This window comes from Deltaproteobacteria bacterium (assembly GCA_016208165.1).
GTDB lineage: Bacteria > Desulfobacterota > Desulfarculia > JACQYL01 > JACQYL01 > JACQYL01.
The window spans coordinates 37,775-50,576 of sequence record JACQYL010000115.1 but is presented as its reverse complement, the minus strand read 5'-3'; the positions used below and the strand labels follow the sequence as shown (position 1 = coordinate 50,576).

Below are 12,802 nucleotides of genomic sequence, written 5' to 3'. Positions count from 1 at the left end.
TCACCCCAGTCGCGCCCGAAGTCTCAAATAAGGTCCACCGTCCGTAACCTTCACCCATTCCTTGTGGCCTTTGCCGCACATGCCCAGACCTGAAATCCTGACGCTGTTCCCAACCATGGAGATGGATTTCAACAACTCCGGGACGGATCCCGTGACAATAACCGGAGAGAACACGCGTCCAGTTAACTTCCCATGCCTGATTTCCCGCGCCAGGTATCCTTCGAGCTGAATGCCCCAGCCTTTGGGATCCTCCATGCCGTTGCTCGGTCGGTCCAGCATATACCCGTGGTCGATATCGGAAAGCATCTGGTCCAGGGTATGCCCGCCGGACTCGAAGAAGGTGTTGCTCATGCGCGCGTACGCCTTTCGCTCGAACGATTCCCTCCTTCCATTGGCCGTTCGGGGGAGGTTCAGCCGCATGGCCGAGTTCATGTCCGTCAGGGCCTGTGTCAGGATGCCACCCACTAGGATGCGGGTGCAGGAAGAGATCTCGCCTTCATGGTCGAACAAATAAGATCCCGCTTGTCCGGGCAAACTCGGATCGTCCGACATGTTCACCAGAGGCGAGGCCACCTCTTTGCCCATATACGCTTGCCCCATGGACCGCTTTTTTAGAAACATGTCCGCTTCCGTACCATGACCGAAAGCCTCGTGCGCAAATAGTCCGGCGAATTCCGGGGAAAGGATGGCGTCGTAGGTACCTGGGATCAGACGATCGGCGGCAAGCTGGAGAAGCCCGTCCGAAACGAGGCTCTCCAGTTCTTGTTCGTTGATGTGGGCGTGTTCCCAGCCTCCCTGAAAGCAGTGTCCTGTATGGAGCGACGCGGATTTGGCGCCCTCCCTTACGATGACCAAAGCCACGGCCTGGGTCCTGCGAAGGTGCTGATAGAGGAGCTTGTTCCGGTTGACAAATACTTCCCGGTCTCGCGTGTGCCCATATTGTATGACAGCGTCGGCGATTCGCGAATCCATGGCGCGAAGTTTGGCCTGCGTATCGCCCAGAGCGTCCAGCTTCTCGTTTAGCGGTATCTGCTCGGGACGGTCTTTGCATTCGACACGATAGGCCTTTTTCATCTTTGGACCCGGATCCACCTCTATACCGTCGTATCGGATCCCATCGTATCCGGCCATGTCACGGAGATCTCGAGTGGCTTTCCTCAATGCTGCGGAGGTCAAGTCATTGGTCGCCGCTTCGATAAAGTGTTTTCCCGTAAATACAGTCAGGACCACGCCCTTGACCGGATGGATTTCTTCCACGATTTGGCGCTTGTTCTGCCATACGACGCGTTCTCCTTCGTGCTGCAAGGCCAGCGCGCAAGCGTAGGGCACTTCTCGCTCGAGATCGAACACACAGTCCGAAAGGATCGGAAACAGTCCCTGATCGATATTCACCTGCAATTCTCCCTGTCCGCTTCTTACAGCCCGCTCGAAAGAAGTGAAACCCGCCGCAGCAGCAGGCAGGCTCGCGGATCTCCAACAAGACTCCACATGCGAAGCGAATGTGGATGTACCCCTTTCTTGTCTTTTGTGGAGGGTACTCCACCAATGAGGAGATTTCAAATCGAAAGGACTGGGAAACAACCTTGGCCTTCATTCCGAGGGTCGCCGAATCGGACCAAGCCGGGGCCATTCGAGACGCCTTCAGGCAGTCTTGCATTAAGGCTTGAAGGCGAATCGGGGGCCGGGTAGTATGGCTGGAATCAGCGATCACTTATCTCAGATCACGACTCCGAGTATTGACACGTTGCGATTCAACGCCCCATCGAGGAGAAATAGAAAGGAAACCGTATGGATCTAGTAGACGCCATAACATCCAGGAGGTCCATCAGGGCTTTCAAGCCGGAGCCCGTACCCCGGCGCATCGTCAGGGAGTTGTTAGTGACGGCTGTCCGGGCACCTTCCGGAGTGAACTCCCAACCGTGGGAATTCTATCTGGTCTCGGGTAACGCCCTCGATGAACTTAGAGAAGCCTGTACGGAGAAGTATCGGCTGGGCATCGAACCCAAGCCGGATATCACGATACCGAGCATAGGGAATGTGGGGCCGAGACTTCGGGGGATTTACAGGGATCGAAGTGTAAGGCTGGCAAAGCAGATATTCGAAGCCGTGGGCATCCTGAAGGGCGATGACGAGCGTTTACGGGAATACTATGAAAACATGTATCATTTTTTCGGCGCCCCCGCCGTTCTGATCATTGTGCACGACAAACTGCTGAGCGGCGGATGGCCGCTTGTGGATTCGGGCATCATGGCTCAGACCATAGCCCTCATGGCCCAACAGTATGGCCTTGGAACCTGCATCATGCGAGCCATTGTCGACTATCCGGATACACTGAGGGAGATCGTAAAGATCCCGGATTCGAAGTTCATTGTTATCGGCATGGCCATCGGGAAGCCGGATTGGGATCATCCGATCAACAACATCCTATCTGAAAGGGAAGCCTTGGAAAACATACTTACTTTTGTGGACTAGCGGTCTGAAGAGTTCAGAGGGCCGTTACTTGTCTTAAGCCATTCTTTCAGCCATGGGAGAGGGGACTGAAGGAACCCGATGCGGGAGTCGGCGGTTCCCCTGATGCGGTCTCATGTTCGTGGAGTGGAGGGGAACTCTTTTGATCGACCAAAAGAAAGGCTCAGGAAAGCGGTTCCGGCTGCCAGTCTTCGAAGAAATCGTCGAGAACGCGGGCGGCTCCAAAAGGTAAATGACCGTAGACGATAGACAACTGCTTTTGTGCTGTCGACTTCGTTTCTTTATCAATAATCACTTTCCATACAGCCGACGCAAACCCCGATCGGTCCGCGCCGCCTCTGCAGTGGATCAGAACAGGAGGCTTCGCCTCTCTAAAAATGGCGATCAATCGATCCATTTGGTCCGGCGTCGGCTTAATGTAGGCCGATAAATCAATATCGTAATGCTTTACACCAAGCATCCGACTGACGTCCTTTTCCTCTCCGTACCATTGCTCGCCGGTGCATTCACCTCGGAGATTTATGATAGATTTAATATCATACTTTGATACATAGTATTGGAGTTCACCTCGGTCCAATTGGGCGGACCTGTATGCGGATTCCGTCGTGACCAAATGGAAATTATTTTGTTCTTCTATATAAAATATGCAGGATCCGGTGGCAAAGAGAATCAGACATAGAAAGATAAGCGCCAGCTGGATTTTCGAGCTGAACCAACGCCGCGAGTTCTCCATGTTGGACTCGGGCTCCATTGCTGTTGATGATGGCCTGGGAGAAGCAGCCACGTAAGCTCCAGGTGTTCGGGGGTATCCGTCTGAGAGAATACGGTTCTTCCGCGTCTCCGCTCCTATTCGAACGAATTCCGACGGATGACCGCTTCTGATTTTCCTAGTGCCGCGAAATCTTAGTCATCGAACGCTGCTTTTATCAATCCTATCACTTCCCTCCCCCCTAACTCAAGTGACTTAAACTGAAGATGGCCGGGAAATCGGATGTGGGGCAGGCGGTCCTCCGGTAAACGGCAGGCTATTTGTCGCCGAACCGATAGGGAGCGTGACACATTTCCTCGACCACATCCGCAGGAAGGAGTTTCTCCCTCAAAATCCGCTCGGCGCTGTTGTGGCTGCGATCCACTCGTTCGAAGGCTTCTTGAACATATTCCGGCCCTACCTCGCTCGAGTACCGTCCGATGTATTCTCCGGGAATGGACGAGGAAGTCTTTTTGAGGACGAACGCTTCTATTTCGGCGTCGGCTGTCAGGCGAACGATTTGGTTCGTTTCATCCAGTTCGATGACCATGCGGTGCTGTTTTCCCATGCATCCTCCTTCCCGGATAACAGCCGAGGTGGAACTCGGTTCGTCTACTGTTTGGCGCAGGCTTCGGCTAGGAAAATCGTCGGATCTGCGCCCTCGAAGCGGCCACCCTCAGGGGTGGGGCGAACCCCCGGCACATTCGGCTCGCCGAGGGATTCCTGCACCGCTCCTAGTCCGATGCCATTCCATTGGGGTGTTCGAACCGTTTTCTTTCGCTTCCTCGAGGGCCCGGCGGAATTTGGCCAGCTGTTCTTCGAAGTAGCTGCGATCCTCCAAAGGCAGGCGTAGGATATCCTCCGCCTGCAACACAGCCTCGTCGAAACGTCCATTCCGGTAATAGCTTTCGGCCAGAGTATCCAATATGTGCGGAGCCGGCTTCAAACGTGCGGCCTTCTCAGCCAGATCGAGCGCCTCCTTCGGCTTGCTGAAAGCGGGATCTTCGGAAGTGGCGTAAAGCCATGCCAGGTTGTTCAACGTCTCCGGGTCCACGGGGTTGATGTCCAGGGCCGCCTGATATGAATGTTCAGCGTCTCCGAAACGCTTTTGTTCGAAGTAGAGACTGCCTAGCATGGATAGGGCGTTCGCATCATCGGGATGGTGTTCGATATAGCGAGTCAACGCTTTTTCAACGCTGACGCGTTCCAGCGCGGCCCGTACCGGGGATTGCTCCAGAACGTACGCCCCCACACCCACCACTAGCACAACCGACACATACAACCATATGGATCGTTTTATCTTGGAATCGTGGGCAGGAATGAGACGGGGTTCGAAAGTCGCCCGATTGAGCGTTTCGATCCGTTCCCGCACACTGAAATGATGCCATGAAGGCGTGCCGGGAGGAGTACCGCTGAAATACGCGATTTTTTCCAATGAACGCGTCAAGGCTTCAGCGTTTCCGGTCTGTTGAAGACTGAACAGGTCCGCCTGTCGTTCGAAGTTTCGCATGAAGTACCCGAATACAAAACGAAAATACAGCACGAATCCGCCCAGCATCGGTATCGTGAGAAGAAGGGACAATCGGGTGGTCTCGGACGGCGAAGAAGAAGTAACCAGGGAGATCAGCGTGTCGCTATAAGGCGCCAATAGCGCAAAGATCGTAAACAACGGATACACAAGCACCACATATCCCATGATAAGAAACATATAATAAAGCATGTGTTTTCTCTTGATATGCCCGATCTCGTGAGCCAACACACCGGTGAGTTCTTCCGAATTCAATAGGTTCAGCAGAGATGGACTGATCATGATGTATCTGAATCTGGAAATGATGCCCATGACGCCCGCCGTCAGCAACTCCCGTTCGAACAAAGGCCATAGCATGATATCGCGGTAGCGGAAGTGATTTCTGATGCATTCGCCCTCAATGTGGTTTCGAACGGGACCGGGAGGAAGCGGGGCGAGTCCCCAGAAATAACGAATCAGCACCGGGCCGAATACGGCGAACAATCCCACGAAGGTCCCAAAAAAGACGATTTCCTGGGTGAATGCGCCCAGTCTTGCCAGGGGGTTGAAGGCGGTAAGCTCCATAACATCCGTCGTACATGACAGGATGAACCACGGCGCCAATATGGAACCGTAAAGCCTGAGACGGGCGAGCACAAAGCTGCTGCGGGTCCACTCCAGTCCGAAAAGCCTGCGCGCCAGTGGATAGGCGGACCACCACATCACGATCAGATAAGCGAAGAATACGCAGAGAGCAAGGAAGGAAGACAATGTCGGGAACGACCTGCTCCACGGTAGCGCTTGAAAATCCGCCTTGACGTTCAGAACGTAGACGTGAAAAGTGAAGCAAGCCATCGCGAGAATGGAAAACCAGGTCAGGCAGCGCCGGTACCGTTTCTGTATCAGGCCCAAAGCGACACTGTTCCCGGCGGCCAATCCGGCGAGACGTTTGAACACCACGCCCACCAGCACTCCGTAAACCGTGAAGACCAGCAGAGAGGCCACCCAGCGCATCCCGGTTTGAACCGGATCCACCGCCGGGGGCTCGAAGGTGGTGTAGACGATCAATACGGTAATGAAAATAATGAAGTATTCGTATATCATAACTTCGGTGCTCTGCGTATGTATCCGGCGATCCCGAAGATCGCCGGCAAGTCCACATGGGACATCAGGTTCGGGGCATTAGTAACAGGAAAGTGTCCGAGGTGCAAGCGAACCACGCCTGCTCCGAACGAACCATTCTCGGGTGCATGCAAAGACAGGAGCCTTGGATGGATCTCAAACAGAAAGCATCATGGATCGAAAAAAAGCTGGATCGGATGCTGCCTGACGCGTCTTGCGCGTTGAATTACGGGAATCCGTGGGAGCTGCTGGTTGCGACGATTCTGTCGGCGCAGTGTACCGATGAACGGGTGAATCAGGTAACGCCGGACCTGTTCAAGAAGTATCCCGATGTCAGGGACATGGCTCGGGCCGTTCCGGATGAATTGGAGGAAGCCGTCCGTCCCACCGGATTTTTCCGGAACAAAGCCAAGAGCTTGAAAGGATGCGCCGAGGCCCTGGTGGAGCGTTTCGGGGGTGAGGTGCCGCCGAGTCAGGAAGAACTGGTAAAGCTTCCCGGTATCGGGAGAAAGACGGCCAACCTGATCCTGGGAGAGACTTACGGAATCCCGGGAATCGTTGTGGATACGCACGTATCGCGGGTGGCCCAACGTCTGGGACTCACCGGGAACAAAGACGCAGTCAAAATCGAATTCGACCTCATGGAACTTTTTCCCAAGGAGTCCTGGAACCGACTCAGCCACCGGATGATCTGGCACGGGCGTCTCACTTGCACGGCGCGGAAACCCAAATGTCCCGAGTGTGAACTCAAAACCCACTGCGACTATTATCAGGAATCGAGGAACAAGACATGACAGTGAATTTCAGGCAGGCGCTCGAGGACAACCGGAATCGAGACCGGAACGGAGCCTCGGAAGCAGGTCGAAGGTGGTGGGATCGCAGGACGTGTTCGGCGGGTTTGGCGGCCCTATTGTGCCTCGTCCCCGCTGTCGATGCGCCGGCTCAGCGGCGCATGTACGACGACGGGTGGCAGGGCGGACCTTACATGATGCCCTGGAACATGGGCTGGTTTGGTTCTATTCTGATGTTTGCCCTCTGGATTGGGCTTTTTGCCGTCGTGTTCTTTCTCGTCAAGAAGTGGATTCAAACATCCCAGAAGGGGAGCCCGGACCTGCCTCACCGCCCCTCCGCCATGGACATTCTCAAAGAACGCTATGCTCGGGGCGAGATCGATAAGGAGGAGTTCGAGGAGAAAAAACGGGTCCTCGAGGACAACAGGTAGCCGCGCAGGACCAGTTGTGCAGCCCGGCCCATTTGTTTTCGAAGGCGGAATCATCTCGGACGATCCCTGTTACCCGGTGGGAGGAGAGCGTTTCGACGGTCAGGGGTGAGATGAACGTGAAGCCCCCGGCCCTCCATGTGCCGGCGTGGACCTAACGTTCGGTTCCGGCGAGGCTTTTCCATCCGTCCTCCGACGATTCGCCGGTCCGCCTTACCGCTCTCAACTGATCCTGCCGGATCCAGCCCCGTTTGTCTTTGGATACCCGAATGAGCTCCCACCCCGGCTCCCGGCGCTCCCGAATCGCCATAGCGCCGTCATGAAGCTTGAACAGCAGCGTATCCTGCGAGTCCGGACCGGCCAGCACCTGAGCTTCATCTACAATCACGACGGCCTTGGAATCGTGGGCCAGGCCATACCATTTCCACCCCAGCGCCGACCCGGACACAAACCAGACGGCCGTACAGACAAGCAGCGCATAGAACGACCATTCGGAGCGCCGCCAAAGGCGCACCAGGAGCAGAGTCCAGAGCAGGATGTTGATCACGGCGAAAACCATTCCGGCTTCCGGCCGTGTCAGGGAATCGGTCCAAAAGAACGCATTGTCTAGAGAATGCCGTTCGGGCGTAATCCTGTCCAGAGTCTGTTTGATGGCGTAGCTCGAATTGTAAGCCAGATCCGCGTCTCGGGGGATCAAGATCCGGGCGCGTTCGTAGTTGAGCAAAGCCATTCCAAGGCGATGCAGCTTGACGTAGCAATTCCCCAAGTTGTAATAAACGTCCCCCCCTGCGGGGCCGGAACCGATCAGTTGCTCGTAGGCCCGGGCCGCTTCCTGAAAACGTCCCGCCCCGTAAGCCTCATTGGCTCTGAAAAAAAGGGCTTCTCGGTCATGAACCGGCTCCGCTGAAACCAGGGCCGCACCCACGAGGAGAAGCATCATCACGACCATGACGAGCGCGTTCCGTTTCATTTCAGCCCCTTGTCCACTTTCTTGACCGCATGAATCCATTCCTGCTTCAGACGTGACCGGGCTTCTCGACTCCCCGGCGAGAAAACGGTGTGTTCCAACTGCTCCATCAGATTCCGAACGTGCTCGGCCACTTTTTCATCCAGACCTTCCCGGATGAGCAGCGCTTCGCATTCCGCCGGGCCGAAATATCCTCCCGGAAGGGTCAGTCGTTCGGAAAGAAAACGCCTCCATGCGTTCAGTAAGGATGCGGCGTCGCACCCCTCGCTATTGCAGTGACCGATGAATCCGCCCGCCGCTTTTCGGGCGAGAAGCACGTGCGCTTTACTTCGATTTCTTCGCAGTAGCGTGCGAGAAGCTACGGCGCCGGCGAATACAAGAGGGGGGAACAGGAACACCGTCCAAAGCAGAATCGGATTCATGCCCGGCGGATTCAATCCTGCCACGGACCGATGGATGGGGAGGATGTCCTCGCCGAGAAGTTCGACCTCCTTCTTTTGTGACCCCGCTTCCCTTTCCGATGCCGCCGGTGACAGCCATCCTTCCGGTTGCGCGGCGGCGTTTCCCGGTTTCGCCCTCAGCACCAACGGATTTCCAGACAGGCGCTTGTAGGTTCCGTCGGCCGGATCGAAGTAGCTCACGGATATGGGAGGAATCGTGTGTGTCCCCGCGTTCTTGGGCACCAGCGCCCACTTCATGGTCTTCCTACCGAAGTACCCGTCGTTTTCCGGCCTTATATCAAGGCTGGGCTGATCCGCATAGGTCTTGACGCCCTCCGGTTCCTGAAGTCGCAACTCGGGGATGCGTCGCACGTTGCCTGTTCCGGAAAGCACGGCCGTAAAGGTAGCCGAATCTCCGGCTGTTACTTCCGTCGGATCCAGACTTGTTTCGAACCTGAACGAGCCCACCAATCCGCTGAAATCCGCCGGTCTTCCTTCCGAGGGAAGCTCTCGGACGGTCAATTCCAATCCGTTGGAAGACACGGTCAGAGGTCTGGAAGGCGTTAAACCTAAAAAGAAATCGCCAAACAATCCGGAACGGCGTCTCTCCTGGTAAACGCTCATTTGCATGATGGCCGGCGGAATGGCGTATATTCCCGGCTTGGTCGCAGACAAGAGGTAGCGGACTTCGACCACCTGGAAAGGCCGACCCGAGATGATGGATTGATACTCGGCGCCTTTTCCGATCTGAGCGAATTCGATTCCGGGCGCCTCCAGTTTATCGAGGCTGAGATTGGAAATTTGAACATTGTAGAAGAGTTTGAGCGTGAGCACGGCGGCCTCTTCCTGGTAGACGTCTTTCTTGGGCAAGGACGCTTTCAGAAATACGGGGTTCGAGGGTGAGGCCTCTTGAGCCGGCTCCTCCGACACGCGCAGGGTTACTTGATTGCTGGAATAAGTCCGCCCACCCGCTTCGACCGTGGCCGGACCGATGACATAGGATCCTTTTTTCAGCGGCTGCAGTTGATAGGTGTAGTCCACACCCGCGCTCATCACTCCGTTCACGATTTCCATTCGCGTCGAAGTTCCGCCCCGAGTCATCCTAAAGGCCTCCGTACCCTGTATTCGGGGAGTTGACGCGCCTTGTGCACCGAACACGCTCACCCGAAGCGTCACCGGATCCGAAATTGAAGCGTTCGTTCGATCCAGTTCGATCTCGACTCCGATTTCGGCCCGCGCAACGGCGATCCAGGAGCAGAACAGCACGAAAGAGAAGAACGATATGATGACTTTTTTCCCGGGCGCCATAGCTCTAAATCCGAGTACCTCCTGCTTTGAAGCTTTCAGGACGGTCTCAATATTTCGCGTTCCGCGAAGTCGGAACGGCGATGGTATGTACAAAATAGTCCACTCCGCGGACGATCCTACCAGTCTTTTCCGGAACGGGTGGCCGCTCCTTGAGCCTGAAACAGATAATACGGTTTTCGATTTTCCTCGACATTGTCCAAAAGAGCCTCGGCCATGTTGGCATCCATTGGAACCCCCGCCTTTGGTTCCTTCTGCTTTTCCTGAGCCCTTTCCGACGCGGCCTCATCTGTCCGGTCGGCTTCTTCCTGCTGTGAGGGGCTTTTGTTTTCGGCCGTTTCCGCCTTTTGCGAAGGCTTGTTTTCCTTCTGTGATTTGCTGTCGGCCTCTTGTTCCCCGGACTCCTTCGAGTTCGCGTCCTTTTGTTGGTCGGGTTTCCGTTCCGTATCTCCGCCCTGATTCTCCTGTTGGCTGTCCTCGGGTTTCGAGGCTTCGGACGTGTCTTGGGAATCCTGTTGCCCGGAATCGTCTTGCTGTCCGGAATAGTTCTGCTGCTCCCGCTGCTGTTGCGCCTCCCGGATCCTGCGCAAGGCCAGTTCCAGATTGTGTCTGGCGTCCGGATCGTCAGGATTGAGAGCCAGGGCGCTTTTGTACGCAGCGGCGGCCTTGTCGAACTGCCCGGACTTGAAGGCCGCGTTTCCGAGATTGTAGATGCTTCGACGTTTCATGTCAGGATCTTCCGACCGGGCCAGAACGCTTTGAAAAGCCGCGGATGCGGCCTGGTAATCTTCGCTGCCGTATGCCGCACATCCACGGTTATACCGAAAGCGGGCATCGAGGGGATGGTCCATATCCTGCTTCAAGAATTGCTTTTCCGCTTCGGCGTATCGCGCCTGCCGGTACAAATCTTCCCCGGTTTCATCCGCACGCGCGGCCGTGATGGAACTCAACAAAACCAAGAATGCCGCCGGCACGACCCATGCCCACCTGTGAATGTTGACGCACCGAAGTATCATTATGCGGGTGTCCTCTCCCGAACGAGGCCTTCCGTCAGCAGAAATGCCAACGCCAGGACCGCGAACAGGTGGAATCGTTCTTCATATACGCGAACTTTTCCGCCCTTGAGTTCCTTTTTCTCGGTTTTAGCCCGAAGGCCCTGGAAATAGATCGAGTCCAGATCCAAATCACCGGTTACCGAGCGGGTGTAACCTCCCCCGGTGGCAGCGGCCATCTTTATAAGGCCGGGCTCGACCAGCTTGGACAAAATGAGGTTGCCTTGCGCGTCTTTTTCAAAACCGCTTTCATCGCCGCCTCTGGGTATGGGGGCTCCCTCGGGCGCTCCCATGCCGATGATGAAGAGACGTACACCTTTGGACGCAGCCTCCTTGGCCTCTTCGACGCCGCGGCCCTCCTGATCTTCCCCGTCGGTGACCAGAATCACGGCTTTATCGGTTTCGCTTTTGAAATCAAAACAGTCCATGGCCTTACGGACGGCTTGGCCCAGATCCGTACCGGGTACCGGACTCTGATCCGGGCTTACCCCGTTTATAAACAGCTCCATGGCTGCGTAGTCCAGGGTGAGAGGATATTCCACGAATGCCGCCCCCGCGAACGTGACCAAGGCAACCCGGTCACCTTGCATTACCTTGAGCAAATCCAGAATTTCCCGCTTGGCGCGCTCCAGCCGATTGGGTTTCACGTCCCGGGCCAACATACTGCGCGAAACATCCAGAACCACGGCGATGTCTACGCCTTTTCCGCTGACTTCCCGATAATGGCTTCCCCATTGAGGACCGGCAAGAGAGAAGATAATGAAGCCTACCGCGGCCAGCATCAGAATGGCTTTAAATACGACCTTTCGATGATTCAACGGAGGAGCGAGCCGTTCGAGCAGTGCGGGGTCGGCGTATTTGGACAGGGCCAACCACTTTCTGCGCCGATCGACGACGAAGAAGATGGCAAAGAATGGAATCAGCCACAGGAGATGCAGGATCCACAGATATTGAAACTTCATTTCTGTTTCCTAAGGTAGCACCCGGACGAAGAAACTGCTGACGGCGAGTTCCCCCAGCAGCAGAATCAGAGCCGGAATCAGGAAATACCGGTACAGTTCTTCGAAGTGGAAAAATTCTTTCATCTTGATTTCGGTCTTTTCCTCTCGATCGATCATGTCGTAGATCTCGGCGAGGCTCTTGCTGTCCGACGCTCGAAAATAATGCCCGCCTCCGATGTCGGCCACCTGCTGCAGCGTTCCTTCATCCAGATCCACTTGCTGATGGACCAGACGTTCTCCAAAGGGCGTGTCCACCTTGAAAGGCGCCGGGCCGAAGCCTCCGACCCCGATCGAGTAGATCTTGATGCCCAGAGCGCGGGCCGCTTCGGCGGCGGCTTCGGGGCCGATGGTCCCAAAATTGCTGCGTCCGTCGGTGAGCAGTATGAGGATCTTGGCCTTGGCTTTCAATTGCTTCAAGCGTTTAGCGCCTACGGCCAGAGCGGAACCAATGGCCGTACGATCGCCCGCCATGCCGATTTGCATATCTTGGATCAGGGTCAGCAACAGGCCTTTGTCCAGGGTGAGCGGCGACTGGGTATAGGCGTCTTTTCCGAAGACCACCAATCCCAATCGGTCGTATTCCCGCTTCCGGATGAACTCGCCAACCACCCTTTTTACCGCGGTCAAACGATCCACCTGTTTCCCGTCCACCTCGAAATCCAGCGCGCGCATGGATCCGGAGGTGTCCAGGCACAACACGATATCCACTCCTGAAGAAGGGATCTCCCTGGAAATGTTGTAGAGCTGTGGCCGGGCCACGGCCAGCGCCAGCAAAACCAGAGCCAGGGCGCGCATCCACAGCGGAGCGCGCGCCCAACGTCCGCTTCTGCCGCCCCCGATTCGGGCCATCGCCGACGCGTGGGAATGGATGAGGGCTGCGGGCCGTCTGCGAAGAGCCAACAGCACCCAGATGAAAACGGCGATCAGCAGCGTGAGCAGAGATGGATAGGCGAATCGAATCATGTCCAAAAG

The 12,802-nt window shown here is 55.9% G+C and carries 12 protein-coding genes; 3 read left to right on the top strand and 9 right to left on the bottom strand.

Features of this window, described 5'->3' with window-relative positions; genetic code table 11:
- Complete coding sequence (locus HY788_20410) at positions 1–1,392, bottom strand: TldD/PmbA family protein (GenBank protein MBI4776507.1); 1,392 nt, start codon at positions 1,390–1,392, stop codon at positions 1–3.
- A 396-nt stretch (positions 1,393–1,788) separates the two neighbouring features.
- On the opposite strand from HY788_20410, the gene HY788_20405 reads away from it, so the two are divergent.
- Positions 1,789–2,472 (top strand): nitroreductase, encoded by a 684-nt coding sequence (locus HY788_20405; protein ID MBI4776506.1) that lies wholly within the window; start codon positions 1,789–1,791, stop codon positions 2,470–2,472.
- Positions 2,473–2,632: 160 nt separating this feature from the next.
- Here HY788_20405 and HY788_20400 read toward each other — a convergent pair whose 3' ends face one another.
- From HY788_20400 to HY788_20390, 3 genes are all read right to left on the bottom strand, one after another.
- Complete coding sequence (locus tag HY788_20400) at positions 2,633–3,253, bottom strand: dual specificity protein phosphatase family protein (protein ID MBI4776505.1); 621 nt, start codon at positions 3,251–3,253, stop codon at positions 2,633–2,635.
- A 241-nt stretch (positions 3,254–3,494) separates the two neighbouring features.
- A complete protein-coding gene (locus HY788_20395; protein ID MBI4776504.1) occupies positions 3,495–3,785 on the bottom strand; it encodes a hypothetical protein in 291 nt (96 codons plus the stop codon).
- 108 nt (positions 3,786–3,893) lie between these two features.
- Entirely contained in the window at positions 3,894–5,828 is a 1,935-nt protein-coding gene (locus HY788_20390) for a M48 family metalloprotease (GenBank protein MBI4776503.1), read from the bottom strand.
- Between the two features lie 167 nt (positions 5,829–5,995).
- On the opposite strand from HY788_20390, the gene nth reads away from it, so the two are divergent.
- Together nth and HY788_20380 are read left to right on the top strand one after the other, a co-directional pair.
- On the top strand, positions 5,996–6,640 hold the full coding sequence (gene nth / locus HY788_20385; GenBank protein ID MBI4776502.1) for an endonuclease III: 645 nt from the start codon (positions 5,996–5,998) through the stop codon (positions 6,638–6,640).
- Between the two features lie 191 nt (positions 6,641–6,831).
- Complete coding sequence (locus tag HY788_20380) at positions 6,832–7,068, top strand: SHOCT domain-containing protein (protein ID MBI4776501.1); 237 nt, start codon at positions 6,832–6,834, stop codon at positions 7,066–7,068.
- A gap of 151 nt (positions 7,069–7,219) precedes the next feature.
- On the opposite strand, the gene HY788_20375 is transcribed toward HY788_20380, so the two are convergent.
- The 5 genes from HY788_20375 to HY788_20355 all read right to left on the bottom strand — a co-directional run bounded on the left by HY788_20375 (position 7,220) and on the right by HY788_20355 (position 12,793).
- Positions 7,220–8,035, bottom strand: coding sequence for a tetratricopeptide repeat protein (locus HY788_20375; protein ID MBI4776500.1), 816 nt, complete (start codon positions 8,033–8,035; stop codon positions 7,220–7,222).
- Positions 8,032–9,780, bottom strand: a complete 1,749-nt coding sequence (locus HY788_20370; GenBank protein ID MBI4776499.1) for a protein BatD — start codon at positions 9,778–9,780, stop codon at positions 8,032–8,034. The genes HY788_20375 and HY788_20370 overlap by 4 nt, the downstream gene beginning before the upstream one ends.
- 116 nt (positions 9,781–9,896) lie before the next feature.
- Positions 9,897–10,793 (bottom strand): tetratricopeptide repeat protein, encoded by an 897-nt coding sequence (locus HY788_20365; protein ID MBI4776498.1) that lies wholly within the window; start codon positions 10,791–10,793, stop codon positions 9,897–9,899.
- Complete coding sequence (locus tag HY788_20360; protein ID MBI4776497.1) at positions 10,793–11,791, bottom strand: VWA domain-containing protein; 999 nt, start codon at positions 11,789–11,791, stop codon at positions 10,793–10,795. The genes HY788_20365 and HY788_20360 overlap by 1 nt, the downstream gene beginning before the upstream one ends.
- A 9-nt stretch (positions 11,792–11,800) precedes the next feature.
- Positions 11,801–12,793: a VWA domain-containing protein gene (locus HY788_20355; protein MBI4776496.1), complete on the bottom strand. Its 993-nt coding sequence runs from the start codon at positions 12,791–12,793 to the stop codon at positions 11,801–11,803.
- Positions 12,794–12,802 lie beyond the last annotated feature (9 nt).

Bases quoted from the DNA above. Each gene is read 5' to 3' on its own strand.
- HY788_20405 (MBI4776506.1), top strand. From the start codon at position 1,789: ATGGATCTAGTAGACGCCATAACATCCAGGAGGTCCATCAGGGCTTTC.
- HY788_20395 (MBI4776504.1), bottom strand. From the start codon at position 3,785: ATGGGAAAACAGCACCGCATGGTCATCGAACTGGATGAAACGAACCAA.
- HY788_20390 (MBI4776503.1), bottom strand. From the start codon at position 5,828: ATGATATACGAATACTTCATTATTTTCATTACCGTATTGATCGTCTAC.
- nth (MBI4776502.1), top strand. From the start codon at position 5,996: ATGGATCTCAAACAGAAAGCATCATGGATCGAAAAAAAGCTGGATCGG.
- HY788_20380 (MBI4776501.1), top strand. From the start codon at position 6,832: ATGATGCCCTGGAACATGGGCTGGTTTGGTTCTATTCTGATGTTTGCC.
- HY788_20375 (MBI4776500.1), bottom strand. From the start codon at position 8,035: ATGAAACGGAACGCGCTCGTCATGGTCGTGATGATGCTTCTCCTCGTG.
- HY788_20370 (MBI4776499.1), bottom strand. From the start codon at position 9,780: ATGGCGCCCGGGAAAAAAGTCATCATATCGTTCTTCTCTTTCGTGCTG.
- HY788_20365 (MBI4776498.1), bottom strand. From the start codon at position 10,793: ATGATACTTCGGTGCGTCAACATTCACAGGTGGGCATGGGTCGTGCCG.
- HY788_20360 (MBI4776497.1), bottom strand. From the start codon at position 11,791: ATGAAGTTTCAATATCTGTGGATCCTGCATCTCCTGTGGCTGATTCCA.
- HY788_20355 (MBI4776496.1), bottom strand. From the start codon at position 12,793: ATGATTCGATTCGCCTATCCATCTCTGCTCACGCTGCTGATCGCCGTT.